This window comes from Corynebacterium sp. UMB10321 (genome assembly GCF_030228725.1).
GTDB lineage: Bacteria > Actinomycetota > Actinomycetes > Mycobacteriales > Mycobacteriaceae > Corynebacterium > Corynebacterium pseudogenitalium.
In genome coordinates this window covers 266,240-292,658 of sequence record NZ_JASOZC010000001.1, presented here as the reverse complement: position 1 = coordinate 292,658, position 26,419 = coordinate 266,240, and the positions used below count along the sequence as shown (strand labels likewise).

Sequence of the window (26,419 nt, the reverse complement as noted above, 5' to 3'; positions counted from 1 at the left end):
GGACTTCATGGTGGCTACGACCTTCGCAGCCACGTGGTTTACATTTGCCTTTGCCTTCGAAAAGGCGTCGGCTCATTCACAATGTGCCAGTTACCTGATCCTAGAGATTCCCAGTCTGATTTTCAAACCGTCAGACCGAAAGTTCCGGGATCATTCGTCGCGAGTAACGGCCGGCTCAAACCACCACTTCAATCTTGTGGCGATTCCAGCGCGACCGCTACTAGCGGCCATCCCTGCTTCCTTCTACCGGTCACGCTCACTGGCACGTGAGCAGGCCGTCGAGAAGCAGGGAGCAGCGATTAGTTGCCGTTGCGGGCGTCGATGATTTCCTGAGCGACGTTGGACGGAACTTCACCGTAGGAGTCAAACACCATGGTGTAGTTCGCGCGACCCTGCGTCTTGGAGCGCAGGTCACCAACGTAACCGAACATCTGCGACAGCGGAACAACAGCCTTGACAACCTTGGCGCCAGAGCGGTCGTCCATCGAGTTGACTTGGCCACGACGGGAGTTCAGGTCACCGATGACGTCACCCATGTACTCCTCAGGCGTGACAACCTCAACAGCCATCAGCGGCTCGAGCAGCACTGGCTTCGCCTTAGCGACGGCCTCCTTGAGCACCTGCGAACCGGCCATCTTGAAGGCCATTTCGGAGGAGTCAACCTCGTGGTAAGCGCCGTCTTCGAGGGTTGCCTTGATGTTGACCAGCGGGTAGCCAGCGAGGTAGCCGTACTGCATCGCGTCCTGGATACCGGCATCCACGGAAGGGATGTACTCCTTCGGCACGCGACCACCGGTGACCTCGTTGACGAACAGGTAGGTTGCGCTCTCGCCCTCTTCCAGGGTCTCTGGATCCGGGTTGTAAGGCTCGATGGAAACGATAACCTTTGCGAACTGACCGGAACCACCAGTCTGCTTCTTGTGGGTGTAGTCCAGGGACTGCACCTTCTTGCGGATGGTCTCGCGGTACGCAACCTGTGGAGAACCAATGTTCGCCTCGACCTTGAACTCGCGCTTCATGCGGTCAACGAGGACGTCGAGGTGGAGCTCGCCCATGCCGCCGATAACGGTCTGGCCGGTCTCCTCATCCAGGTGAACGGTGAAGGTTGGGTCCTCTTCAGCAAGCTTCTGAATAGCGGTGCCCAGCTTCTCCTGGTCAGCCTTGGTCTTCGGCTCAATAGCAACCTGAATAACCGGATCCGGGAAGTCCATGGACTCGAGGATGATCGGATGATCAGGGTTGCACAGGGTGTCACCAGTAGTGGTGTGCTTCAAGCCAATGAACGCGTAGATGTTGCCGGCGTCAGCGTGCTCAACCGGGTTCTCCTTGTTCGCGTGCATCTGGAAGAGCTTGCCCACGCGCTCACGCTGCTGCTTGGTGGAGTTCATCATGTTCTCGCCCGGGATAGCCTGGCCCGAGTACACGCGCACGTAAGTCAGCTTGCCGAAGAACGGGTGCACAGCAATCTTGAAAGCCAGTGCAGAGAACGGCTCATCAACGGAAGGCTTACGCGTGAGGTCTTCCTCACCGTCGACGGAGGTGCCGTGAACCTCGCCGATATCCAGCGGAGAAGGCAGGTAATCGACGATAGCGTCCAGCACAGGCTCGACACCCTTGTTGCGGTACGCAGTACCACAGAACACTGGGTAAACTTCCGAATTAACGGTCAGCTTACGGATGCCAGCCTTGAGCTCTTCGATCGTGAGCTCTTCGCCGCCGAAGTACTTCTCCATGAGCTCTTCGTCGGACTCAGCAACGGTCTCGACGAGCTTCTCACGGTACTCCTCAGCCTTTTCCTTCAGATCGTCCGGGATCTCGGTGATCTGTGCAGGAGTGCCGGTCTCGACCTTGCCTGGCCACAGCATTGCCTTCATCTCGAGAAGGTCAACGACACCGTCAAAGTCATCCTCAGCACCGATCGGGAGCTGCATTACCAACGGCTTGGCGCCGAGACGATCGACGATCGTGCCAACGGTGTAGTAGAAGTCAGCGCCCAGCTTGTCCATCTTGTTGACGAAGCAGATACGCGGAACGTCGTACTTTGCAGCCTGACGCCAGACCTGCTCAGACTGCGGCTCAACGCCTTCCTTGCCGTCAAACACAGCAACTGCGCCATCGAGCACGCGCAGGGAACGCTCAACCTCAACGGTGAAGTCCACGTGACCCGGCGTATCGATGATGTTGATCTGGTTGTTATTCCAGAAGCAGGTCACTGCTGCGGACGTAATGGTGATGCCGCGCTCTTTCTCCTGCTCCATCCAGTCGGTGGTTGCGCCACCGTCGTGGGTCTCGCCGACCTTGCGGTTAATACCGGTGTAGAACAGAATGCGCTCTGTCGTGGTGGTCTTACCAGCATCGATGTGCGCCATGATGCCGATGTTGCGGACCTTGTGCAGATCCTTAAGCACTTCTTGTGCCACGTTATTTACCCCAACTTAAAAGTCGTCGACGTGCTGCACACGTCTTGGCGAATATTTACCTAGTTCATTGTGCCACTGTTTGCCCAAGATGGGCAGAGCCAGCCTGTAAGTCACTTCAAAACAAAAACCCGGACGCCGCACGTGCACCCACATTGGTGGGTAACCACGTATGCAATTGTGCACACGTTGTCCGTGTCAGCATGGTCCGGGCGCTTTGTTTCATATATGACCTACCGGCGACTACCAGCGGTAGTGAGCAAACGCGCGGTTTGCCTCGGCCATCTTGTGGACGTCCTCGCGACGCTTCACGGATGCACCCAAGCCGTTGGATGCGTCCAGGATCTCGTTAGCGAGACGCTCGATCATCGAGTTCTCACGTCGCTGGCGCGTGAAGGTGACCATCCAGCGCAGAGCCAGAGTGGTTGCACGAACTGGCTTCACCTCGACTGGAACCTGGTAGGTAGCGCCACCGACACGACGGGAGCGAACCTCAAGGTCAGGACGGATGTTGCCGAGTGCCTTTTCCAAGGTGCCAACCGGATCGGTGCCGGTCTTTTCACGGCAGATCTCGAGTGCACCGTAGACGATGCGCTCAGCGGTGGACTTCTTGCCGTCGAGAAGCACCTTGTTGACCAGCTGGGTCACGAGTTCAGAGTTGTATACCGGGTCCTTAACGATGGGACGCTTCGGAGCTTGCTGCTTACGCATTTCTGATTACTGTCCCTTCTTTGCGCCGTAGCGGGAACGAGCCTGCTTACGATCCTTGACACCCTGGGTATCCAAGGAACCACGAATAATCTTGTAGCGAACACCCGGGAGGTCCTTCACACGACCACCACGGACAAGCACCATGGAGTGCTCCTGGAGGTTGTGACCCTCACCTGGGATGTATGCGGAGACCTCAATACCGGAGGTCAGACGAACACGAGCAACCTTACGAAGCGCCGAGTTCGGCTTCTTCGGCGTGGTGGTGTACACGCGGGTGCACACGCCACGACGCTGCGGGGAACCCTTCAGCGCTGCAGTTGCTACCTTGCCACGCTTGTCGTGGCGGCCCTTGCGGACCAGCTGCTGGATAGTTGGCATAGATTTTCCTTCTAATTTTTACGCTGAGGCGGACAACCGCCTGAACATGCAAAAATGAGGGCTCTTTCCCGGGGCCCTGCCGCACGTCCAGAACGCTCCGCCACGTTTATGCGAAAACGATCAGACACTTCACCTTGAGGTGGTGAACCGTCCGACAGAGTATCACGAGCCACCCCAGCTTTGCAAGACCGAAACTTCCTCCACAGTACATACCCCCGCTCGAGGGTGTACTGAAGGTGTATGGAGGCGCTACTACACCTACACCTATCGCCCGTCGTCCACCAAGGGTGCACACCCCTACGGCTACCACATGTTGTATCTCAGTTACTCTTTGTGTCCATATCTACTAATTACGATCAATGGAATTACAGCTACGTTAGTTACGAACCGAGAGAAAGGAAGCAGCATGGCCGCCAACAACGTCAACCCCCAAGCCACCATCAACGAATACCTCCACCGCGCTGACTGGCGCATCAACGCAAACGCCAATCAGGATTACTCCCTCGGCGGAATGATTCTCAACTCCGCCGGCAAAATCACCGCCAACTACTGGCTGGACGAAGTGTTTTCCGACGTCGCCGGCAATGCCCACCGCAACGGCGACCTCCACATCCACGATCTCGACATGCTCTCCGGGTACTGCGCAGGGTGGTCATTGAGGCAGCTCCTTGAAGAAGGGTTCGGAGGGGTACCTGGCACGATATCTTCTCTGCCACCAAAACATTTCTCCTCCGCGTGCGGACAAGTAGTGAACTTCCTCGGCACACTGCAGAACGAATGGGCTGGCGCGCAGGCGTTCTCCAGCTTCGATACCTACATGGCACCATTCGTACGGCTGGACTCGCTCACCTACGAGGACGTCTTGCAACACATGCAGGAGTTCGTCTTCAACCTCAACGTTCCCTCGCGTTGGGGGACGCAGACTCCGTTCACAAACCTTACATTTGACTGGACGTGCCCTCAGGACCTCGCTGAGCAGACTCCGTTCATCGGTGGAGACCCTGTCGACTTCACTTACGGCGAGCTCCAAGAAGAGATGGACATGATCAACCGCGCGTTCATTGAGGTTATGTCCCAAGGCGACGCCGACGGCCGACCATTTACCTTCCCCATCCCGACGTACAACATCACCAAGGACTTCGACTGGGGCTCGCCAAACGCGAAAGCCGTGTTCGACATGACTGGCAAGTACGGCCTCCCCTACTTCCAAAATTTCCTCAACTCGGATTTGGACCCAGGCATGATCCGCTCGATGTGCTGCCGCCTCCAACTCGACCTGCGTGAGCTACTCAAGCGCGGAAACGGCCTGTTCGGTTCCGCGGAGCTCACTGGCTCCATTGGCGTAGTCACCCTGAACTGCGCACGCCTCGGGTACCTCTTCCCCAACAATGAGGCTGCACTACTGCGCAGGGTTGACGAGTTGATCGAGGTGGCTGTCGATACGCTGGAGCGGCGTCGCGCGTTTGTGCAAGATTGCTTCGATAAGGGGCTATACCCGTACACGAAACGGTGGTTACCGGGGTTTGACAACCACTTCACCACCATCGGGGTCAATGGCTGCAACGAAATGGTACGCAACTTCACGCACGACGCCTACGACATCACCGACCCCCAAGGCCATGCACTTGTGGCGCGCCTGCTCGACCACATCAATGCCCGCATCACGGAAGCTCAGGAACGTACAGGGCACCTCTACAACCTAGAAGCGTCCCCCGCGGAAGGCGCAACGTACCGCTTTGCACGCGAGGACCGTGCCCGCTATCCCGGCATCATCCAGGCAGGTACCGAGGAGCAGCCGTACTACACCAACTCCTCCCAGCTGCCTGTTGCGCACACTCCAGATCCGTTCGCGGCGCTCGCCGCCCAGGAGGACCTGCAAACGAAGTACACCGGCGGCACGGTGCTTCACCTGTACATGGGCGCAGCAATGTCCAGTGGCGAAGCAACCGCCAAGCTCGTACGACGCAGCCTAGAAACCTTCCGCCTGCCGTACATCACTATCACGCCGACGTTCTCCATCTGCGCAAACCACGGCTACATCTCCGGCGAGCACCCCGAATGCCCGCACTGCGGAAGCGCCACCGAAATGTGGACGCGCGTAATGGGCTACTTCCGGCCCGTGCAAAGCTTCAACACTGGGAAGAAGGGTGAGTTCGCTGAGCGTCACTACTTCGCAGAAGCCTTCGCCTAACCTGCCGGTGGCGGGGATCATTCCGTTCTCCGCCACCGACTGGCCCGGCCGTCTCACGGTCACGGCATTCACACAAGGCTGCCCACTGCGCTGCAGCTACTGCCACAACCCTAGCTTGCAGGAATTTACTCCTGCTCCCCACGATTTCTCGGAAGTGCTCGACTTACTGCGGGCTCGACACGGACTTATTGACGCCCTCGTCATTTCCGGCGGCGAACCACTCGCATGCGCAGGTCTCGGCGAAGCGATTGCCGCGGCCCATGAGATCGGGTTTCCCGTCGGGCTACACACGAGTGGTTACGTTCCCGCGAGGCTGGGTTCCATTCTCGCTGACTCGGCTACCCGCCCCGACTGGATCGGGTTCGACGTCAAGGCGCTTCCCGAGCACTTACCCTCGGTCGCTGGTGTCACCAGCGTGGTGGCCGCACGGATGTGGGAAAGCCTCGACATCGTGTGCGCCGCGGCCCGCGAACATGGCATGGAACTGCAGCTGCGTACTACGTTGTGGCCGGGGTCCGTCATCGAGCAAAACATCGACCAGCTGCAGGACGCCGCCGCACAGCGGGGCCACGCGCTGGTATTGCAGTGGGCTCGCGGAGTTGACGCCCACGGCGTGTACAGCGCCTAAGGCAAAGCGCCCCGCCTCCCTGGGTTCAGGGGGCGGGGCGCTGGTGCTGGGGTAGCAGACCTAGCTATAAGCCAGAGTCACTAGATCTGGTCGTACCCGTATTCCTCCAGTGGGACGGAGGCGCCGGTGTAGTCGCCGTATGCCTCGTCGCCGTAGATGCCGTCGCCGAAGGACGGGATCGAGTAGGCGGCGGAGCGGGCGGCTTCCGTCGGCTTGACCGTGATGTTGCGGTAGCGCGAGATACCGGTACCAGCCGGGATCAGCTTACCGATGATCACGTTCTCCTTCAGACCGATCAGCTGGTCAGAACGCTTGTTGATAGCAGCGTCCGTGAGCACACGCGTGGTCTCCTGGAACGAGGCGGCGGACAGCCAGGACTCGGTTGCCAGGGAGGCCTTGGTGATACCCATGATCTCGGAGCGCATCTCTGCTGGCTCGCCACCATCTGCAACAGCTGCAGCGTTGACCTGGCGTGCCTCCGACAGATCCACGAGCGTACCCGGCAGGAACTCGGTGGTACCCGAGTCGATGACGGTGCCGCGGCGCAGCATCTGGCGGATGATGATCTCGATGTGCTTATCGTGGATGGACACACCCTGGGTGCGGTACACGGCCTGCACTTCGTCGATGAGGTGCTTCTCCACGCCACGGCGGCCGAGAACCTCGAGCACGTCGTGCGGGTCAGCAGCGCCGCGCAGGAGGCGGTCGCCCACGTTGACGTGGTCGCCTTCACGCAGGGAGCGCTCGATCATCGCGTTCGGGTTGGACTCCATCGGGCGGCGGACCTGTGCGAGGCCCTGGCGCTTCGACAGCTTCTCGTAGACCACTACGTCGGAGCCGTCATCCGGGTGGATGGTGAGCGTCCAGAAGTTGCCTTCGTCCTCAAGGGTGACGGTGCCGGCCACGGATGCGATCGGGGCGCAGTTCTTCGGCACGCGTGCCTCGAACAGCTCCTGAACACGTGGCAGACCACCGGTAATGTCACCGCCGACACCACCCTGGTGGAAGGTACGCATGGTCAGCTGGGTACCAGGCTCACCAATCGACTGTGCAGCCACGATACCGACGGCTTCACCGATGTCGACAAGCTTGCCGGATGCCATGGACTTGCCGTAGCACTTCGCGCAGACGCCGGTTGGGGTCTGGCAGGTCAGGACGGAGCGGACCTTGACTTCTTCGACACCGGCGGCGACGAGGGCGTCGATACGCTCTTCCGAAAGCTCAGCGTCGGCTTCGAGCACAACGTTGCCCTCGGCGTCCTTCGCGTCGGATGCCAGTACTCGGCCAGCGACGGAGGTCTCGACGAACTCGTCGCGGACGAACTTCTCACCGGCAAGCTGCGCAACTGGAACCTTGACTCCCTGGCGGGTGCCGCAGTCGTGCTCGCGGACGATGACGTCCTGGGCGACGTCGACAAGACGGCGGGTCAGGTAGCCGGAGTCTGCGGTACGCAGTGCCGTATCCGCCAGGCCCTTTCGGGAACCGTGGGAGTTGTTGAAGTACTCCATCACTGTCAGGCCTTCGCGGAAGGAGGTCTTGATCGGGCGGGTGATGTACTCACCGCGCGAGTTCACGACCATGCCCTTCATGCCGGCCAGGGTCCAGATCTGACGCATGTTACCGGCAGCGCCAGACTTCACGATCATCGGAATCGGGTTGTCATCCGGGTACAGCGCCTCAACTGCTTCACCGACCTGGTTCGTGGCGTCCTGCCACAGCTCCACGAGACGGTCGTAGCGGTTCTCCTCGGTCAAGGCACCCTTCTCCCAGTACTTGCGCTCGATCTCCTCGGCGCGCTGCTCGTACTGCTCGAGGATTTCCGTCTTGTTCGGAAGCACCAACACGTCGGACATGGAGATGGTCACGCCGGAACGGGTCGCCCAGTAGAAACCGGCGTCCTTCAGCTTGTCCAGCGTCTGGGCAACGGTAATCATTGGGTACTTCTCCACCATCGACTGGATGATGTCGCCCAACAGCACCTTGCCGGCACCGCCGCCCTTCCGGACCATCGCGCCTTCCTGGTACGGGAAGTTGAACGGAAGCAGCTCGTTGAACATGATGCGACCAAGGGTGGTCTCCATCATCCAAGCCTGGCCCTTCGACCAGCCGTCTGGGAACTGCTCAGCCTCAATCTCAATCGTCGGACGCAGGTGGTCGATGCGCACCTTGATCGGTGCCTGCAGGCCAAGTACGCCCAGGTCGTAGGCCATGATGGCCTCACGGTAGGAGGAGTACACGCCCTTGGCTGGGCCGTTCTCGTCGGCTGGGGTGAAACGACCCTCGCCGCCGATCTCGTCCTCGCCCTTTTCCATGGTCAGGAAGTACAGGCCGGTCACCATGTCCAGGCGAGGCATCGCCAGTGGCTTGCCGGATGCCGGGGACAGGATGTTGTTCGAGGACAGCATCAGGATGCGGGCCTCGGCCTGCGCCTCCGCGGACAGCGGCAGGTGGACTGCCATCTGGTCACCGTCGAAGTCAGCGTTGAACGCCTCACAGGCCAGCGGGTGCAGCTGGATTGCTTTACCCTCGACCAGCTTCGGCTCGAACGCCTGAATGCCAAGGCGGTGCAGGGTTGGTGCACGGTTCAGCAGCACTGGGTGCTCGGAAATCGCCTCTTCGAGGACGTCCCACACCTCAGGGCGCTGGCGCTCCACCATGCGCTTCGCCGACTTAATGTTCTGCGCGTACTCATTGTCCACGAGGCGCTTCATCACGAACGGCTTGAACAGCTCGAGCGCCATCAGCTTCGGCAGACCACACTCGTGCATCTTCAGCTGCGGACCAACAATAATGACCGAACGGCCAGAGTAGTCCACACGCTTACCCAGCAGGTTCTGGCGGAAGCGACCCTGCTTACCCTTCAGCAGGTCAGACAGGGACTTCAGCGGACGGTTGCCTGGGCCCGTGACAGGGCGGCCACGACGGCCGTTGTCGAAGAGGGCGTCGACAGACTCTTGCAGCATGCGCTTCTCGTTGTTCACGATGATCTCTGGGGCTCCCAGGTCAATCATGCGCTTCAAACGGTTGTTGCGGTTAATTACGCGACGGTACAGGTCATTCAGGTCCGAGGTGGCGAAACGGCCACCGTCGAGCTGCACCATTGGACGCAGCTCTGGTGGGATCACCGGGATCGCGTCCAGGATCATGCCGGCAGGATCATTGCCGGAACGCTGGAACGCAGCCACAACCTTCAGGCGCTTCAGTGCGCGGACCTTCTTCTGGCCCTTGCCCTCAGCGATGATGGTGCGCAGTTCCTCCGCCTCAGCTTCGAGGTCGAAGTTGCGGATCAGCGTCTGGATCGCCTCAGCGCCCATGCCGCCGGTGAAGTAGTCCTCGTAGCGGTCCACGAGCTCTTCGTAGAGGAACTCGTCGATAATCATCTGCTTCGGAGCAAGCTTCTGGAAGGTGGACCAAATTTCGTCGAGGCGCTCGACCTCGCGCTCGCCGGCCTCGCGGATGTGCTGCATCTCCTTGTCAGCAGCGTTCTGCACCTTCTTGCGGGCGGCAGCAGTCGCACCGGCAGCCTCGAGCTCAGCGAGGTCCTCCTCCAGCTTCTGCGCGCGCTCCGCAATCTCGGCATTCGCATCCTGCTCGACTTCCTTCTTCTCGAGCAGCATCTCCGCCTCGAGCGTCGACATGTCGTTGTGACGCGCCTCCTCATCAACACTGGTGATGATGTTCGCGGCGAAGTAAATGATGCGCTCCAGGTCCTTCGGAGCAAGATCCAGCAGGTAACCCAGGCGCGATGGGACGCCCTTGAAGTACCAAATGTGGGTCACCGGCGCGGCCAGCTCAATGTGGCCCATGCGCTCACGGCGAACCTTCGACTTAGTGACCTCGACGCCACAACGTTCACAAATGATGCCCTTGTAGCGGACACGCTTGTACTTGCCACACGCACACTCCCAGTCACGGGTAGGACCGAAGATGCGCTCGCAGAACAGGCCGTCCTTTTCCGGCTTCAACGTGCGGTAGTTAATCGTTTCGGGCTTCTTGACCTCACCATGCGACCAACGACGGATGTCGTCAGCAGTAGCCAGGCCGATGCGAAGCTCGTCGAAGAGGTTTACGTCAAACACGTAAATTCCCTTTCACCTCCCCAACGACGGGGAGGATTGCAGTTGGATAGATTCTTTCGTTCGTTCCTGGCTTAGGCGGTGTCCGCCGCGGAGCCCTCGTCACGTGACAGGTTGATGCCAAGGGAGGAACCGGCCTGATCAAAGTCGTCATCATCGCCGTCGAGCTCCATCGGGGTGCCGTCCGTCGAAAGGACTTCAACGTTCAGGCACAGCGACTGCAGCTCCTTGAGCAACACCTTGAACGACTCCGGAATACCCGGGTCAGGGATGTTCTCGCCCTTCACAATGGCCTCGTACACCTTCACGCGGCCAACCACGTCATCCGACTTAATCGTCAGCAGTTCCTGCAGCGTGTAGGCGGCGCCGTATGCCTGCATCGCCCACACCTCCATCTCACCGAAGCGCTGGCCACCGAACTGGGCCTTACCGCCGAGCGGCTGCTGGGTAATCATGGAGTACGGACCAGTGGAGCGAGCGTGAATCTTCTCGTCAACCAGGTGGTGCAGCTTGAGCATGTACATGTAGCCGACGGAAATCGGGTACTTGAATGGCTCGCCGGAGCGGCCGTCGAACAGCGTGGTCTTGCCGTTCTCATCGACCATGACGTCACCGTCGCGGTTCGGCTTGGAATTCGCCAGCAGACCAGCGATCTCCTCGTTCGTCGCGCCGTCAAACACTGGGGTCGCGGTGAGCGACTCAGGCGGGACGTCGTACAGATGCTCAGGCAGCGTCTCGAGCAACTTGGCGTTCGCAGGATCGTCCGGGTTGACCGTCCAACCAGCCTTCGCCAACCAGCCGAGGTGTACCTCAAGGACCTGGCCAATGTTCATACGACGCGGCACACCGTGGGTGTTCAGAATGATGTCCACCGGGGTGCCATCCTCCATGAACGGCATATCTTCCTGCGGCAGAATCTTGCCCACGACACCCTTGTTGCCGTGGCGGCCAGCCATCTTGTCGCCGTCCTGGATCTTGCGCTTCTGCGCAACATAGACGCGAATCATCTCGTTGACGCCTGGCGACAGATCGTCGTCGTCCTCGCGGGAGAAGCGACGAACCGCGATGACCTTACCGGTCTCACCGTGCGGCACCTTCAGGGAGGTGTCGCGGACCTCGCGGGCCTTCTCGCCGAAGATGGCGCGCAGCAGACGCTCCTCCGGAGTCAGCTCGGTCTCACCCTTCGGGGTGACCTTACCGACCAGGATGTCGCCGTCACGCACGTCCGCACCGATGCGGATAATGCCGCGCTCATCGAGGTCCTTCAGCACGTCCTCGGACACGTTCGGGATCTCGCGAGTAATTTCCTCTGCACCCAGCTTGGTGTCGCGGGCGTCGATCTCGTGCTCTTCGATGTGCACGGAAGTCAGAATGTCGTCCTCAACCACGCGCTGGTTCAGGATGATCGCGTCCTCGTAGTTGTGGCCTTCCCACGGCATAAACGCAACCAGCAGGTTGCGGCCGAGCGCCATCTCACCGTTCTTGGTACCAGGACCGTCAGCCAGCACCTGGCCAGCCTCAACACGCTGACCGTGGTCAACGATCGGAACCTGGTTGTAGCAGGTGCCCTGGTTCGTGCGCTCGAACGTGCGCAGCATGTACGTGTCCTGGATGCCTTCGTCGTCCATGACGGTGATGAAGTCACCTGTCACATTCGTGACGACGCCAGCCTTCGCCGAAATAATCGTGTCACCAGCATCGTACGCAGCGCGCTGCTCCATGCCGGTGGCCACGTACGCGGCCTCAGAACGCAGCAGCGGCACAGCCTGCTTCTGCATGTTCGCACCCATGAGGGCACGGTTCGCGTCATCGTGCTCGAGGAACGGAATCATTGCCGTTGCCACGGACACCATCTGGCGTGGGGAAATGTCGAGGTAATCGACGCCCTTAGGGCCAACGACGCCGATGTCGCCGTCCTTCAGGCGGACCTCAATACGCTCACCAGTTAGGTTGCCGTCCTTATCCATCGGGGTGGCCGCCTGCGCAATTGCGTAGCGGTCCTCTTCGTCCGCGGTCAGGTAGTGGACCGTATCAGTCAGCTTGCCGTCTTCGACCTTCTGGTACGGCGTCTCAATGAAGCCGAACGCGTTGACGCGTGCGTAGGAAGCCAACGCACCGATCAGACCAATGTTCGGGCCTTCCGGCGTCTCAATCGGGCACATGCGGCCGTAGTGCGACGGGTGCACGTCTCGGACTTCAATGCCGGCGCGCTCACGCGACAGACCACCAGGGCCCAGCGCCGACAGACGACGCTTGTGCGTCAGACCAGACAGAGAGTTGTTCTGGTCCATGAACTGCGACAGCTGCGAGGTGCCGAAGAACTCGCGGATCGCCGCGGAAACCGGGCGGACGTTAATCAGCGAGGTCGGGGTGATGGACTCCGCGTCCTGCGTCGTCATACGCTCGCGCACAACGCGCTCCATGCGGGACAGACCAACGCGAACCTGGTTCTGGATGAGCTCGCCCACCGTGCGTAGACGACGGTTACCAAAGTGGTCAATGTCGTCCGTGTTGATCGAGATAACCTCGCCCTCCGGGGAAGTCATCTCGTGCTCACCCGCGTGCAGGCGCACCAGGTACTCGAGGGTCGTCGCGATGTCTTCCTCGGTCAGCGTCATCAGACCGTCGTGGTCGCCGCCAAGACCAAGCTTGCGGTTGATCTTGTAACGGCCAACTCGTGCCAGGTCGTAGCGCTTCGCCTTGAAGAACGAGTTCTCCAGCAGGGACTGCGCGAGGTCGCGCGTCGGCTGCTCGCCCGGGCGCTGCTTGCGGTAAATCTCCAGCAGAGCCTCGTCGGTGTTCGCCACGCCGTCGTTCTCGAGGGTGGACATCATGATCTCGGAGAAGCCGAAGCGCTCCGTGATCTGCTCCGTCGTCCAACCAAGCGCCTTCAGCAGCACCGTCACTGGCTGACGACGCTTACGGTCAATACGCACACCAACCGTGTCACGCTTATCGACGTCAAACTCCAACCACGCACCGCGCGAAGGGATCACCTTCACCGCGTGCAGCGGCCGTTCCGTCGACTTATCAATCGTCTCGTCGAAGTACACGCCCGGCGAACGCACCAACTGCGAAACAACAACACGCTCAGTGCCGTTGACGATGAAGGTGCCCTTGTCCGTCATCAGCGGGAAATCACCAATGAACACCGTCTGAGACTTAATCTCCTGGGTTTCATTGTTGATGAACTCCGCCGTCACATACAACGGCGCGGAGTAGTTAATATCTTTTTCTTTACACTCGTCGATCGTGTCCTTGACATCTTCGAAGCGCGGCTCGGACAACGTCAGGCTCATGTTGCCCGAGTAGTCCTGGATTGGAGAAATCTCTTCGAGAATGTCCTCCAAGCCACTCGTGATACGCGCGTCGGCGCCGCGAGCTTCCTGCTCACGCTCACGCCACTCCTGCGTACCAACAAGCCACGCGAAAGATTCAAGCTGTACATCAAGAAGACCCGGGACAGCGATCGGCTCTGCGATCTTCGCGAACGAATAACGTTCGGGAGCCCCGGGAATTTCAGCCATTGACATGGTCTGGTTTGAGACTGCCAAGTTGGGTCCTTCCAGCACCTAAGGCGGACGCCGATCTCTACTCTGGCTCTGTAAAAATCGGCGTTTCCGCTGGGTAGATTAGCATTCGGTCTGCTTCGGAATACCCGCCCCCAGAGACAGCAAAATCACCTTGTCAAGTCAGCGCTTCGAAAATTCTCGACGCCAACAAAGCAAGGTTGACATAGCGGACTGGAGACGGCTTCCAGTGCAACGAATGAGTTTACACAATCCACCCAATGTTGTAAAGGGCAGCGCGAATCCCCCGAATCTTTGCCGTCGCCGGGAAGCTTAGCACTAAACGCGCACGCGACGCTAACGCCGACGCGGCCACAACGCGCCAACCAAACCGATCAAGGTCAACACCCCACCCAAACCAAGCACACCCCATGTAAAGGCCTGCTGCGTGGAAGGTCCGTAGGCGCCGTCGAGAAGCGAGATGAGCTCGGCCGTCTGCTGCTCGTCCATCGCGGCGTCGTAGGAAACAATGCCCTGGACCTCATTGCCGTCCACGTCAGCATAATAGTCGTTGACACGCTCCTGCATCCCCACGACCACGCCAGTGATCTGATCAACCAACAACTCGCGCTGCGCGCTATGCGTATAGAACGTGCGGACCGGCTCACCGTCTTCCCCTTCGACGGTCAACGTGTTTCGCATATCCGCGTACCGCTGCGCCACGTTCGTTGGCGCAATGACCTGCCGGAACCGCAGCACCGCGCGCCCAGCAACCGATTCCTCTGCGACGAACTCCGCGGGAGCAGCCCCACGCAACACCGGGTCGAACACCTGGTACGTCTCCTGCTTCACCGGCGACGGCAACTTCAGCCACGACCCCTCCATCGGGACATCGACGGCCGGCATCGCCATCACAAGCTGGACCTTTGCCGGTCCCTGCGCCTCACCGGTGTCACGGTCCAACGCATACGTCCACGTGCTCGCGCCGAGAAGGTTTTCAAAGTCCGTACCCGCTTCCCCCGCACGCAACGTGTCCCCCACGCGCACACTGGCAGTGTCCTTGCCTGCCGGATTCTGCACCTCCATGTGCAGCTGGTGCACCACCGGGGCCGGCTCACCCTCGCGGGTGCCGTCGGGATCGGCCATCGTCAGCGTTACCGCCCCAAGGTCCAGCGGTAGCTTCGCGCCCGAGTTCAGCACACGCGGGGCCAGCAGACCGCCAACCAACAACGCAATACCGAGGCCCGCCAACAACGAAGCAATGATCCTGGATTTGGGCAGCATGGTGCGAAATCTTAGCACACAACGCGAAACACCCCGCCAGCCACAGTACGTGGCGACGGGGTGATCGTCGAAAAGCTATGCAGCCTGCGAGATTACTTGAGGGTAACCTTTGCGCCAGCCTCTTCCAGCTTGGCCTTTGCAGCCTCTGCATCGTCCTTGTTTGCGCCCTCGAGGATAGCCTTTGGAGCACCCTCGACCATTTCCTTGGCGTCCTTCAGGCCCAGGCCCGGAACGAGCTCGCGGACAACCTTGATGACACCGATCTTCTTGGCGCCAGCGTCCTCGAGAACAACGTCGAACTCGTCCTTCTCCTCTGCAGCAGCAGCGTCGCCGCCAGCAGCGCCCGGAGCAGCAGCAACAGCAACTGGTGCAGCAGCGGTAACGTCGAAGACCTCCTCGAATTCCTTCAGGAACTCGGAAAGCTCGATGAGGGTCATTTCCTTGAACTGCTCAATGAGCTCGTCCTTAGACAGCTTAGCCATGGTGGCTTCCTTTCTATTGGTGGGCGGTTAGCCCAAGTTTGTAAGTGTGTTATGCGGCGTCGTTCTGCTTGTCCTGCAGCGCAGCGACAAGGCGAGCCGTCTTGGATGCCGGAGCCTCGAACAGCCCAGCAGCCTTTGCCAAAGAACCCTGGAATGCGCCAGCGAGCTTTGCAAGCGTGGTCTCGCGGTTGTCCATCTCAGCGATGGCGTCAACCTGAGCGGCGTCGATAGCAGCGCCATCCATGTAGCCACCCTTGATCACGAACGCGTCGTGATCCTTGGAGAACTTCTTCATGACCTTAGCAGCGTCGACAGCCTCGCCCTTAATGAAAGCGATAGCGGTCGGGCCGGTCAGAAGCTCGTCGAGACCCTCGATGCCGTGCTCGTTAGCAGCGATCTTGATGAGGGTGTTCTTGGCGACGTGGTATTCGACATCGAAGCCGAGATCGCCACGAAGAGTCTGCAGCTGACCAACGGTCAGACCACGGTACTCCGTCAGCACGATGGAGCTAGCAGCGTCAAACTTCTCCTTCAACACAGCAAGCTCGCGCTCATTCTTCGGATTTGCCATTACACACGCCTCCTTCCAATAACTTCATGTCCTTCAATCCGCCCGGGACACAAAAAGTGCCCCGTGCAGAAGCACGAGGCACCATTAGAAAGGTAGGCCACGTTCCTCCTGCGTGGGTCGACCCCTGGAGAGGGGTACCTTCGGCCCCGAAGGGCGACCGACGGTCTTCGGTGAAACTTGAGCTCGGGTATTACCCGTTCAAACTTCGTTGTGGAACCCTACACGTCTTCCTGCGTGCGCGCAACTCCGCGCAACATCCGCGCCGCCACCACGAACAACGCAATGCCCCCCAGCAGCGCCATCAAGCCAACACCGAGGATGAGCCCGCCCCAGAAACCGCTGGCAGTCACGCCCGTCGCGGGTTCCTCCTGCGCTGCTCCCTGGTCGAAAGATGAGACGATGCCACCGCCACCAGTCTGTATCGGAGCGTCCGGGATCGCTCTTCTTGTCGACGTCGGCTTCGCCCCCGTCGGCTTTACCGCCTGCCGCTTTGGTGCCGACGTTGTTGTGGACTTCTGCGTCGGTTTCTGCGCCGTCGTCTGCTTTGGTGGCGCCTGCTTGGTCGCGGCCTTCGCTTCCGTCGCACGCACAGTACTTATTACAGTGCGCGGTGGCACTGGCTTTGACGGCGCAGTCGTTGCTACTGGCCGTAGCTTGTGGCCGAACTTGCTCAACTCCTCGTCGATTGAGCGGATCCCCTTCGCCAATGCGCCCATCCACGTGTCGCTGGTCGCTGCATTGGAGCCGCACGAGTCCAGCTCACGATACCCGCTCGCGTGCTGTTCGCGGGCCGTCGCGATGGCGGCGTCGCCGACCGCGAAGACCGCAACGAGCTCCGCAGAGTCAAACGCGAAAGTCACGGCGTAAAGTCCAGGCTCGGTGAAACCGAATGCCTGGTGGTCATGGGCGTTCGCCGGGTAGCTCAGCGTGCGGGACTTGTCGCCGGAGTCCAGTTCGAGCTTCGCACCCTGCAGCCCCTCGTGCCAGGTGTACATGCGGCCGGGTCCGGCGACAGCAGTAATGCGGACGATGGCGGGGGCTGGGTGGTGGGTTGTCGAGAACCCGAGCCACGGCAGGTCCGCCTTCTGCGACTGCGGCAACACCCACATGCGCTCGGGGCGGGTGGGGAACGTGTCGCGCAGCGTCGCAGGGATGTCCTGGCGGGCGCGGTCGGGAACCTCGAAGAGGAAGGTGCCGCTGGTGTGCCGCGCGGGGTTGTTGGGGTCGCGGTCGTCGATGAGCGCGGCCTCCCCCGTATCGACGGGCCCCATGTCCATATGCCCGTTCGCGATGAACGCCTCCGGGCGGGTGCGCAGCGCGTCGCAGTGCTTCGCAGTGGGTGCGGGTGCCGGTGCCGGTGCCGCGGTTGTCACTGGTGCTGTTGGTGTTGGTGTTGGCGGTTGCGTCGGTGACGGAGTGGGCGTCGATAGTGCGGGGGTGCGAAGTCCCGTCGTGGTGCCCTCCGGCAAACCGACGTCCGCGTCGGTGCCAACCAGCCAGTACTGGTCGGTCCAGCCGGTGTACTCAGTCTCACCGTTGGTCAGCTCGGCGCGGCCCTGCCAACGCAGCTTATAAACGCCGGGCTTCGTAAACGTCCAGTTGAAATGGCCGTGCGCGCCAACCTCATACTCGACGGTGCGCATCTGTTCGTCAGCGCTATTGAAGAGGCGCTCAGCCGGCGAGGCGGCGTTCTTAAAGAAGATCTGCACATCACCCGGACCATCGATGCCCAGCAGGTCGAAGTACATCATGTCGTCTTTGAAGTTGCTCGGCACAGCACCCGGCAGCTCGTGCGCCGGGTCAAATGCACCGATGCCGGACCAGATGGGGCGCCAATCATCGGTGAAATCCGCGTGCTGGGGCGCGAGCCACACCTGACTGCCCGGAGCGCCCAGAAAATCGAGGGAACCATCATCCGGGATGGTGAGGCGGGAGACGTCATTGCCGTCGGCGTCAGCGTCGAGAGGCAGACGGAAGCAGACGTCGCGCTGGTCAGTGACCTGCTGACCGTCAACCGCACCAATGGACAGCTGGCCGTCGAACCGAGTGCCGTAGAGGGCGTCATTGTGGGAGTGGTAGAGCAACTTACGCCCGGCACAGGGGTGGTCAAGGTCCTCCGGGAGGACGACGCCATGCCCCGGGTCACCGGGTTGATGCCCGGCAGGCGTGGTCGCGTGCGCCGGGGTGACAGTAAACGCGATCAGCGCAACCACAAGGATGAGTCTGCGGATCATGCCCGCACCCCTTTCCTAGCGAAGAGCCAACTCGCACCGAAGATGGCAGTCACACACAGTACAATCGTTGCGCCGGTCGGCGAGTCAAACGACCACGCCAGCCATACACCAACCACGCTGCCTACCACGCCAATCAGCGCGGCGAGGATCATCATGATCTCCAGGTTGTCTGTAAACAGTCGCGCGGCGGACGCCGGGGTAACCAACAGTGCCAACACCAGAATGTTGCCGATCGTCTGCACCGAAACCACCACCGCGGCCGTCACACACAGGTACAACACCAAGTCCAGGAGCGCGGCGCGCACGTTCATCGCGCGCGCCGTCTCTCGGTCGAGCGCCACCGCGGTCAGCCACGGCCGTAACACCACCACCAGCGACACAATGACAACACACGTCGCAGCACTGACTATAAGGTCGCGCTCACTCACACCTGTCAGCGAACCAAACAAGAACGAACTCAGCGACGCTGTGTAGCCCTCAACGCGCGAAATAATCACCAAGCCAAGCGCGAACGCGGCCGCAAACACAATGCCAATCACCGCGTCCTCTTTCAGCGCACGCCGTTGCGATAGCACTGCAATCAACACCGCCACGATCAACCCGGCAACGGCCCCACCGAGCAGCACCGACACCTGCAGCGCGAACGCCAACGCAACACCCGGAAACACGGCGTGTGCCACCGCATCCCCGATAAACGCCATACCGCGCAGCACCACAAAACACCCAACGACCGCGCACAACACGGACGCCAACACTGCCGCCGTCAACGCGCGCGGCAAGAACGCCAGGTGCGGGTTGGCCACGTCAGCCAAGAATTGCAGAAACCCGATCTCAAGCACGGGATACCTCTTTCACATGTGTTTGCAGCGCCGCCAGCCATGGCGAATCCAGGCCGACGTCGAACGTGTCCATCCAGGGGCGGGCGTCATCAAGATCAGCGGGAGCCCCGTCCGCGACGATGCCACCGCGGAACAGCAGGAGGCGATCACAAGAGTCAACAGCCTCCACGATGTTGTGTGTGGACATCACGATCGCGATTCCGCGGGAAGCCAGCTGACGAAACAGCGCTAGCAGCTGCTCAGTAGACGGGATATCGAGGCCGGTGAACGGCTCGTCGAGGAACAGCGCGCCTGGACGACGCACCAGGGCGCGCGCCACCAACACGCGTTGGCGCTGCCCTCCGGAGAGCGCCGCGATCGGCCGGTGCGCCAGGTCTTGGAGGTTCACAGCTTCGAGTGCTTCCGCCACAGCTTCGTGGTGCTCCGCCTTAGGCCGCGCGTACCACGGGCGCAGGTCAAGCGTGGCGTTCATGACAGCGGACGCGACATCGATCGGGAAATCCCAGGCGACGTCGTGACGCTGCGGGACGTACCCCACCACTTTGCGCACCGCGTGGCCCGTACACTCCCCTACCCGCACCGTTCCGGCTGTGCCGGGAATCAGACCGAGCGTTGCACGCATCAGCGTGGTCTTCCCCGCCCCGTTCGGACCGAGCAGCGCGACGAACTGCCCGGCAGGCACAAGAAGATCAACGCCCTCAAACACCGGGCGACCCGGGTACCCGGCGCGCAAGCCTCGCACCTCTATAAGCGGTTGCGTGCTCACGCGCGACGCTCCTTCCGAGAACGCGCCACTAGAAGCGCCACCAGCGCGAGCACCAACACACCGATCACCCCACCAGCGATCAGCCCCGCATTCAGCGTGCTCTGGCTATCTGCCTGTTCTTCCGACGCAGCACCCTCGCGCCACGGCCCGTTGAACTGTGCGGACTGCGCCGCCGCTACGTCCGTCCCGTCGCCTACAGCCACGCGCACCAACTGCTCGTCCGTGTGAACGGTGCCAGCGTCATCCTTCACCACTGCTCGCACCCCGACCAGGTGCACTCCCGGCTCGGTGAAGACCCAATTGGCGTGGGTATGCGTGTTCGGCTCCACCCACATTGGCTGCACACCCGGCTCAGTAGTCGTCCACAGCAACTGTGGTGCGTGGAACCCGCCCGGTTGCAGGAACAGGGAGAACTCGCCTGGCCCTTCGTGTCCGCCGAACTCCAGGCTCACGCCGTTTCCGGAGTGTTCGAGCAGGCTCGCGGCCTGCGTGTTCCACCCCAGCCACGGCACCCCGGCAACCTCAGTCTGTGGGATCACCCAGACGTCCGCACCTGGCTTTGCGCCGGTGAAGGCGAAGTCGTCGCCGTCGGGGAGGGTTTGCTTCGCGGCATCGGTCACGCGGAACACCACGTCGTCGAGGTGACGCCATACGGGCGGTTGCTGTGTGTCGTCGCGAGCGAGAAATTCAAGGGTATCCCCGTTGAATGTCGCGCCTAGATCGACGTGACCGGCGTCAATAACTGTGTGCTCACCGGCTGGCGCAATCGCCTCATCTGCGCTGACCACCTGTTGTAACGCAGGATCGTTGTTGGCGGCCTGCGCATTCGCGATCGCAGGAGTTGCCACGATCATCGCAGCAACCATCAGTGGGATAATTCGAAGTTTCATTGTTCGCTCATTTCTCATTTCGTCCGAGGCACCTGCGTATCGACGCAGCATTCGCCTCCACAAGGTGTATATAGGTATCGGCTGGCCCAGACCCCGGAGGATCCAATGTGTCGCCCCAGATTGGGCATACCTCTATGCCAAGCTGGGCGGCGGTTTCTGTCAGCACTGTGCTGCGCCCCGCCAACTGTGGTTCCAGGAAGACCGCGGGCACGTGCAGATTCTCCAGTGTGCGGGTGAACGCGATGACATCACGCGGGCTCGGCTCCACGCTGGGGTTTGGCGTGACAAAACCTGCAACTCGCATTCCATATGCCCGCGCGAGGTAGGCGTATCCATGGTGTGTAGTCACCAGGTTGCGTTGTTCCTCCGGAACCGCGGAGACAGACTCGTGCATCATTTCATCCGCTGCGTCCAGTTTTTGCAGGTAGTCGCGGGCGTTTGCCTGGTAGATTTCCGCGTGGCGCGGATCCACCGCAGCCAACTCGTCACGGATTACCTGAACGATCGCTTTCATCGCCCGAACGTCGTGCCACACATGCGGGTCCAGCTCACCATGCACGTGATTGCCCAGCACCGCCTGCGGGAGCAGGTAGGTTTCCTCCCCCGGCGTACCGAGGAATCGGAAGGGGCGCTCCGGAGGGATCGGCTGCAGGGTTGTATTCGGCACTGTGACGGCTACGTTCACTGGATCCATGCGGCCGTCGTCATCCGAGTTGAGCACGAGGTGAGCCGCACCTTGCCCATCAAGCTCTGTTGTAATGTCGACGTGCCCCTTCTCCACCGCGTGCAACCCCGGCGTTACCCGCGCGGGATCCTGCCCCACAACGACCGTCACCGTCGACTCCACACTTGCGCGCTCAGGTGCACCGACGGCATCGCGAATATGCGATTCAAACCTCAGCTTGTACACGCCTGGCTTGGAAAATGCCCAGCTCAAGTGAGTATGCGCGTCAACCGGCAGCGTCTTTACGTCACGGCTATCCAGCCCGTCGTGAGAGTTGAACACCACCTCCGGGGTGCCGAAGGTTCCCAGGATGAACGCGAAAGTGGCACCGGGGCCGTCAACATCTACAAGGTGTAAGTCCGCGACTCCCGTCGTCGGGAGCTGTTGGCCCGTATCCACCCGCAACCCGAGCCACACCGCATCTAGGCTCGCGTCCTCCACAAGCGGAATCGGCGCAAACCCGTACCGTTGCGCCTCCTGCGCAAGTGCCACGACCGGAGTCGTGTCACGCACGGTCGCCGCAATCGTATTCGTTAAAGACTGTGGCTCCAACAACAGTCCGTTGGTAAAAATGGCATCCGCATACGCGATGTCGCGTGTGGCATGCAAGCTCGGTTCGTAGCTGTGCGGATCAACCCCACGCGCCATCAGCGTGTGCACATCAGCCACATCACCTGCAACGTTTTGAACCGCATCCGCCAAAATAGGTGTCGACGCCACCACCGACGCCTTCCCCTCTCCCACCGACTGCCCTTCCGGTGCGCTACACGCCCCGAGCAGCGCCACGCACATCAGCACAGCGGCTCGTTGAAAAAACTGGATCACCGGTGGCCACCGAAACCCCACGCTGCGGCGACACGACGGCGCAACGACGCATCCAAACACAACCAACCCGCACCAAAGACAAACACGCCCAAGCCGAGCACAGCCACCGGCAGCGTCATCACTGTCGTACCCGTTTCTGCAAGGGCCCCACCGCGTTGCGCGGGAGCAACATCCTGCTGCTGGTGATCTTGTGATTGCAACTGAGTCTCTCCCTGATCAGGCGCTGGATTCGCGTTGCTCGCCACCACTGGCTGCGCGCACTCGCCCTCCTCGTCAAAGACGGAGCCAAAGTCGAAGTGACCATCGTTCGCGTTACCGGCGCCGCCAATGTCAAAGGTGAGCGTCGCCTCCCCGCTCACCGGCTCGCCATTACTCGTCGTCGCGCTTTGACGAACTGTCACCGTGTAAGTCCCCGGAGCACTGAACATCCAGTTTGGATGCACATGTGAATTCGCAGGAATGGTATGGCTGCCCTGCGCCTGCCCATCCACGCCACGGAACCACTCCTCGCCCACGACCTGACCGAGCCCACCCTGCGTGAACACAAACATGGCACCAGGTCCATCAAATTTTGTAATCTCCCAGGCCACATCCCCAGAAGTGTGCTCAAGCAGCGACGGATGCTGCGTATTCGCTCCAAGCCATGGCACACCGGCTTGCTGAGTTGCACCGATCATCCACGCGGTACCGGCCGGAATTGGCCCAACTGGATTGGAGAGCTGCTGCTTTGCTGCATCACCCAGCCCAAAAACGAGCTCTGCGGGATCGCGCCACTCGGCCGGAACAGTGCGGTCGTCTTTCACCATCGGGTGCAGTGTCGGGTGGCATTCCGCCGCGAAAGCAGGCGTCGACATGGAAAGGAGCAGTAATGTCGCGGCGAGCGCTCGCAGAATCTTGATGACAGAAAATTTCACCTAATGAACATTATTTTCATTAGCGTTCGCATGCAAGTCATACGTTATCCACAGGGCACTTCAGAAAACGCCACACAAGAAGAAGTTATCCACAGGTAGCGTGAAAAGCCTTTCCCAGGCGTTCTGCAACCACATATGTTCAGGTTATGAACTTCAAGACATTCCTAGAATCCATGTCCACGCAGGCACTCGACGTACTGGACGGCTTCGATTACGAAGCCGCCATCGAAGCAGGCGTCGATCCAACACGAGCCCGCGCCTGGCGCCAGCTCCACGACATCTACTTCGGGCCCACAAAATCCCGACAAAAACAGCGACTCGCTACCGAAAAGGCTCGACGCTACGGCTTCTCACTCGACCAACTCGCTATGATCGAACGGCGCTTACGCCCCATCAAGTCCGCGCGAACACGCACCAAACTGCGCCTCGTACTCCTCGATACCAAGGGCACATACAAAAAGCTCAGCGAACGCGCAAAAGCACTTCTTCCGAACAACACCAAGCACCAAAACGACCGCCTCACATTTTCGCCTTCCCGCAATGGGCGCCGCACCATGACGCTCACCACCAACGAGCGCGACCTCGCCGACCTTGAACACGCCCTCACCCAAGACATGGACCCCAAGACGCCACCCACGAAACACATGCTGCGCAGATTCCTCGACATCATACGTGGCGACGGCCGTTCCGTCCCCCACGCAGTCCCCCGACCTCTCTTGCTCATTCCACTCCCCCAGTGGATCCAAATACAGCGCGGCCACGGCGACGAGACCACCCTCACCCTGACCGATGGCACCACCATGACAGGCGCCGAATACCTAAACAGCCACGTCGCCACCACCGAGAACGAGCTCGAAGCCGCCGTCTTCCACCCACAGCACGGGGCAGTCAACCTCTACCGGACACAACGCCTCGCAAATGACAAGCAGCGCGCTCTGGCCCGCGCCGTTACCCCCGGCTGCCCAGTGCCTGGATGCCGCCATGCAGCCGACGCCTGCGAAATCCACCACATCACTGCATGGCAACACGGCGGGGAAACGAACATCAACAACCTGTCGCCATTGTGCCGCTACCACAATCGCGTCAACGACGACGACCCCCAACGAGCACGCCGAGGTCGCATCGAAATTGTGGACGCACAACCGCTCTGGCACTCACCACGCGGCTACTCCGCCCCAAACCCAGTCCACCGACCTGGTGCGATGAAAATGTTGTACACATAGCAAAACGCCCACCACGACGGGGCCGAAGTGGGCGTCGAAAAGCTGCTGACTAGAACTGACGCTTCATCCAGTTCACGATGACCTCATTGAACTCATCAGCCTTCTCAACCTGCGACCAGTGGCCACACTGTGCGAAAAGGTGAGCGTCAGCGGACGGAATTGTGTTCACCAGGTCCCACGTGCGCTGCGGCGTAATCACGACGTCTTGCATGCCGTGCACTAGCAGAACCGGGATCTCGACCTTCGACAGCACGTCGAAGTCGAGTGGAAGCTCGGTACGGTCACGGTCACGCGCCTGCACAACCTCCTGTAGGCGATCAGACGCCGTATCGTTCAGCGCGGACTGGTAGCGCAGCGACACGAGCTCATCGGTGATCAGCGACTTATCCACCACGAACTGCTCGAGCGTGTTGCGGATACCTTCTTCGGTCAGCTTCGGGTTCGAATGACCCTTCAGCGCGCCGGTCAACTTCGCCCCACCGGTGCCCATGGAGATGATGCCCTTCACACGCTCCGGGTGGTCGATGATCATCTGGAAGCCAACCCAGCCACCGAGCGAGTTACCAACAATCCAGGTCTTTTCAATTCCCAGGGCATCCAGCACACGGATTGCGTGCTCAACCCACTCGCGGATACCGTACTTGGTGCCCTCAGCTACGACGGTCTGGCCGTAACCAATGGAGTCGATCGCGATGCATCGTGCGTTCTCGGAGATGGTCGGAAGGTTCAGCCACCAGTTCGCGGCTGCAGTCACGCCCGTGCCGGAGCCGTGGAGGAACAGTACTGGTTCGCCCTCGCCGAGATCGTGGTAGTGAGTGAGCTCGCCGGGTGCCGTCTCCAGCCACTTGTCCTCGAGCCCGAAGAATTCGTCAGTCTTGTAATCAGGAATGGAAATTTCAGTCATACAGCCAACATAGCGACGAACCCACGCACACGCCGGAGTGTTCCAGTCCGTGGCACACGATAGACACTATCCGGTTACACTGATCCTATGGTTCAAGACGGAAAACCAAACTCCATCGACAAGGCGTTCGGCATTCTGAAAGCGTTCAAGAGCGAGGACGTCAACGGGGTTGGCGTTTCAGAGTTAGCCCGGCGCGTCGATCTTCCAAAGTCGACGACGCACCGCCTTCTTAACAAGCTGGTGGAAAATGATGCCGTCCTCAAAGCGAACGAGCTCTATCGGCTCAACCCGGCGCTCGGAATGGCGTCAACACCGGAGGTGTATTCCGAGCAAACCGCGCAGGTATCAGAGTTGCTCACACCTTTTTTGGCAGCGCTTTTTGAGCGCACTCGACACACCGTCCACCTTGGACATGTTGAAGGGACGAACGTTCGTTACGCGAACAAGCTCTTTTCCGTCCGTGGTGTGACAGCGCCGTCACGCATTGGCGGCCTCATTCCCGCTTACGCGACTGGCATTGGCAAAGCAATTATGGCGTACGACGAAACGCTTACCGAGCGCATCATCCGTGAGGGGCTCGCACCATGGACTCCGCACACGATCTCAGACCCGGATGAGCTGCGTGAAACGTTGAAAAAGATCCGCGATGAAGGTATCGCCTACGACCTTGAGGAAATTTCGGAAGGTCTATGCTGCGTCGCCTGCCCGATTTTCGGCACCGAGGGCGTACCGATTGCCGCGATGAGCGTTTCCTTTCCCGCAGAAGACTTTCAGCCCAAAACAGTAATCCCGGTCCTCAAAAAGATTTGTGGATCCGGGACTCGTGCGTGGAGAGCGAAGCACGCGGGATAAA

The 26,419-nt window shown here is 60.5% G+C and carries 19 protein-coding genes; 4 read left to right on the top strand and 15 right to left on the bottom strand.

Features of this window, described 5'->3' with window-relative positions:
• Positions 1–299: 299 nt before the first annotated feature.
• From fusA to rpsL, 3 genes are all read right to left on the bottom strand, one after another.
• Positions 300–2,420 carry an elongation factor G gene (fusA, locus tag QP752_RS01355; protein ID WP_070363114.1) on the bottom strand — a complete coding sequence of 707 codons (2,121 nt, stop codon included), beginning with the start codon at positions 2,418–2,420 and terminating at the stop codon, positions 300–302.
• Between the two features lie 240 nt (positions 2,421–2,660).
• On the bottom strand, positions 2,661–3,128 hold the full coding sequence (gene rpsG / locus QP752_RS01350) for a 30S ribosomal protein S7 (protein ID WP_070363115.1): 468 nt from the start codon (positions 3,126–3,128) through the stop codon (positions 2,661–2,663).
• A gap of 6 nt (positions 3,129–3,134) precedes the next feature.
• Complete coding sequence (gene rpsL / locus QP752_RS01345; RefSeq protein ID WP_070363116.1) at positions 3,135–3,506, bottom strand: 30S ribosomal protein S12; 372 nt, start codon at positions 3,504–3,506, stop codon at positions 3,135–3,137.
• A 406-nt stretch (positions 3,507–3,912) separates the two neighbouring features.
• Between rpsL and QP752_RS01340 the strand changes: the two genes are divergently transcribed.
• A complete protein-coding gene (locus QP752_RS01340) occupies positions 3,913–5,697 on the top strand; it encodes a ribonucleoside triphosphate reductase (RefSeq protein ID WP_284804066.1) in 1,785 nt (594 codons plus the stop codon).
• On the top strand, positions 5,654–6,325 hold the full coding sequence (locus QP752_RS01335) for an anaerobic ribonucleoside-triphosphate reductase activating protein (RefSeq protein ID WP_256000494.1): 672 nt from the start codon (positions 5,654–5,656) through the stop codon (positions 6,323–6,325). The genes QP752_RS01340 and QP752_RS01335 overlap by 44 nt, the downstream gene beginning before the upstream one ends.
• 80 nt (positions 6,326–6,405) lie before the next feature.
• Here QP752_RS01335 and QP752_RS01330 read toward each other — a convergent pair whose 3' ends face one another.
• The 11 genes from QP752_RS01330 to QP752_RS01280 form a co-directional block, all read right to left on the bottom strand.
• Positions 6,406–10,404: a DNA-directed RNA polymerase subunit beta' gene (locus tag QP752_RS01330; protein WP_070477529.1), complete on the bottom strand. Its 3,999-nt coding sequence runs from the start codon at positions 10,402–10,404 to the stop codon at positions 6,406–6,408.
• A 71-nt stretch (positions 10,405–10,475) separates the two neighbouring features.
• Positions 10,476–13,973, bottom strand: a complete 3,498-nt coding sequence (locus tag QP752_RS01325; protein WP_256000493.1) for a DNA-directed RNA polymerase subunit beta — start codon at positions 13,971–13,973, stop codon at positions 10,476–10,478.
• Positions 13,974–14,267: 294 nt separating this feature from the next.
• Positions 14,268–15,194, bottom strand: coding sequence for a DUF3068 domain-containing protein (locus QP752_RS01320; RefSeq protein WP_256000492.1), 927 nt, complete (start codon positions 15,192–15,194; stop codon positions 14,268–14,270).
• A 92-nt stretch (positions 15,195–15,286) separates the two neighbouring features.
• Entirely contained in the window at positions 15,287–15,676 is a 390-nt protein-coding gene (rplL, locus tag QP752_RS01315) for a 50S ribosomal protein L7/L12 (RefSeq protein ID WP_070363121.1), read from the bottom strand.
• Between the two features lie 49 nt (positions 15,677–15,725).
• Positions 15,726–16,247: a 50S ribosomal protein L10 gene (rplJ, locus tag QP752_RS01310; RefSeq protein ID WP_070363122.1), complete on the bottom strand. Its 522-nt coding sequence runs from the start codon at positions 16,245–16,247 to the stop codon at positions 15,726–15,728.
• Between the two features lie 218 nt (positions 16,248–16,465).
• A complete protein-coding gene (locus tag QP752_RS01305) occupies positions 16,466–18,481 on the bottom strand; it encodes a choice-of-anchor M domain-containing protein (protein WP_284804062.1) in 2,016 nt (671 codons plus the stop codon).
• A complete protein-coding gene (locus QP752_RS01300) occupies positions 18,478–19,320 on the bottom strand; it encodes an anchored repeat-type ABC transporter permease subunit (protein ID WP_284804061.1) in 843 nt (280 codons plus the stop codon). The genes QP752_RS01305 and QP752_RS01300 overlap by 4 nt, the downstream gene beginning before the upstream one ends.
• Entirely contained in the window at positions 19,313–20,086 is a 774-nt protein-coding gene (locus QP752_RS01295) for an anchored repeat-type ABC transporter ATP-binding subunit (RefSeq protein WP_284804060.1), read from the bottom strand. The genes QP752_RS01300 and QP752_RS01295 overlap by 8 nt, the downstream gene beginning before the upstream one ends.
• The gene (locus tag QP752_RS01290) at positions 20,083–20,976 is read right to left on the bottom strand and encodes a choice-of-anchor M domain-containing protein (protein ID WP_256000489.1); all 894 of its coding nucleotides are present in this window, start codon (positions 20,974–20,976) and stop codon (positions 20,083–20,085) included. Before QP752_RS01290 ends, QP752_RS01295 begins: the two co-directional genes overlap by 4 nt.
• 7 nt (positions 20,977–20,983) lie before the next feature.
• Complete coding sequence (locus QP752_RS01285; RefSeq protein WP_256059656.1) at positions 20,984–22,525, bottom strand: anchored repeat ABC transporter, substrate-binding protein; 1,542 nt, start codon at positions 22,523–22,525, stop codon at positions 20,984–20,986.
• A complete protein-coding gene (locus tag QP752_RS01280; protein ID WP_070363127.1) occupies positions 22,522–23,439 on the bottom strand; it encodes a TIGR03773 family transporter-associated surface protein in 918 nt (305 codons plus the stop codon). The genes QP752_RS01285 and QP752_RS01280 overlap by 4 nt, the downstream gene beginning before the upstream one ends.
• A 146-nt stretch (positions 23,440–23,585) precedes the next feature.
• Between QP752_RS01280 and QP752_RS01275 the strand changes: the two genes are divergently transcribed.
• Positions 23,586–24,662 carry an HNH endonuclease signature motif containing protein gene (locus tag QP752_RS01275; RefSeq protein ID WP_070477514.1) on the top strand — a complete coding sequence of 359 codons (1,077 nt, stop codon included), beginning with the start codon at positions 23,586–23,588 and terminating at the stop codon, positions 24,660–24,662.
• A gap of 49 nt (positions 24,663–24,711) precedes the next feature.
• Here the strand turns inward: QP752_RS01275 and QP752_RS01270 are convergent, their stop codons facing one another.
• Positions 24,712–25,566, bottom strand: coding sequence for an alpha/beta fold hydrolase (locus QP752_RS01270; protein ID WP_070363590.1), 855 nt, complete (start codon positions 25,564–25,566; stop codon positions 24,712–24,714).
• An 87-nt stretch (positions 25,567–25,653) separates the two neighbouring features.
• Here QP752_RS01270 and QP752_RS01265 point away from each other — a divergent pair, with 87 nt between their 5' ends.
• Positions 25,654–26,418, top strand: a complete 765-nt coding sequence (locus QP752_RS01265) for an IclR family transcriptional regulator (protein ID WP_071572800.1) — start codon at positions 25,654–25,656, stop codon at positions 26,416–26,418.
• Position 26,419: the final 1 nt, after the last annotated feature.

What these genes read in the sequence shown, in the direction of transcription:
- rpsG (WP_070363115.1), bottom strand. Translation starts at nt 3,128, where the DNA reads ATGCGTAAGCAGCAAGCTCCGAAGCGTCCCATCGTTAAGGACCCGGTA.
- rpsL (WP_070363116.1), bottom strand. Translation starts at nt 3,506, where the DNA reads ATGCCAACTATCCAGCAGCTGGTCCGCAAGGGCCGCCACGACAAGCGT.
- QP752_RS01340 (WP_284804066.1), top strand. Translation starts at nt 3,913, where the DNA reads ATGGCCGCCAACAACGTCAACCCCCAAGCCACCATCAACGAATACCTC.
- QP752_RS01320 (WP_256000492.1), bottom strand. Translation starts at nt 15,194, where the DNA reads ATGCTGCCCAAATCCAGGATCATTGCTTCGTTGTTGGCGGGCCTCGGT.
- rplL (WP_070363121.1), bottom strand. Translation starts at nt 15,676, where the DNA reads ATGGCTAAGCTGTCTAAGGACGAGCTCATTGAGCAGTTCAAGGAAATG.
- rplJ (WP_070363122.1), bottom strand. Translation starts at nt 16,247, where the DNA reads ATGGCAAATCCGAAGAATGAGCGCGAGCTTGCTGTGTTGAAGGAGAAG.
- QP752_RS01305 (WP_284804062.1), bottom strand. Translation starts at nt 18,481, where the DNA reads ATGATCCGCAGACTCATCCTTGTGGTTGCGCTGATCGCGTTTACTGTC.
- QP752_RS01290 (WP_256000489.1), bottom strand. Translation starts at nt 20,976, where the DNA reads ATGAAACTTCGAATTATCCCACTGATGGTTGCTGCGATGATCGTGGCA.
- QP752_RS01275 (WP_070477514.1), top strand. Translation starts at nt 23,586, where the DNA reads ATGAACTTCAAGACATTCCTAGAATCCATGTCCACGCAGGCACTCGAC.
- QP752_RS01270 (WP_070363590.1), bottom strand. Translation starts at nt 25,566, where the DNA reads ATGACTGAAATTTCCATTCCTGATTACAAGACTGACGAATTCTTCGGG.
- QP752_RS01265 (WP_071572800.1), top strand. Translation starts at nt 25,654, where the DNA reads ATGGTTCAAGACGGAAAACCAAACTCCATCGACAAGGCGTTCGGCATT.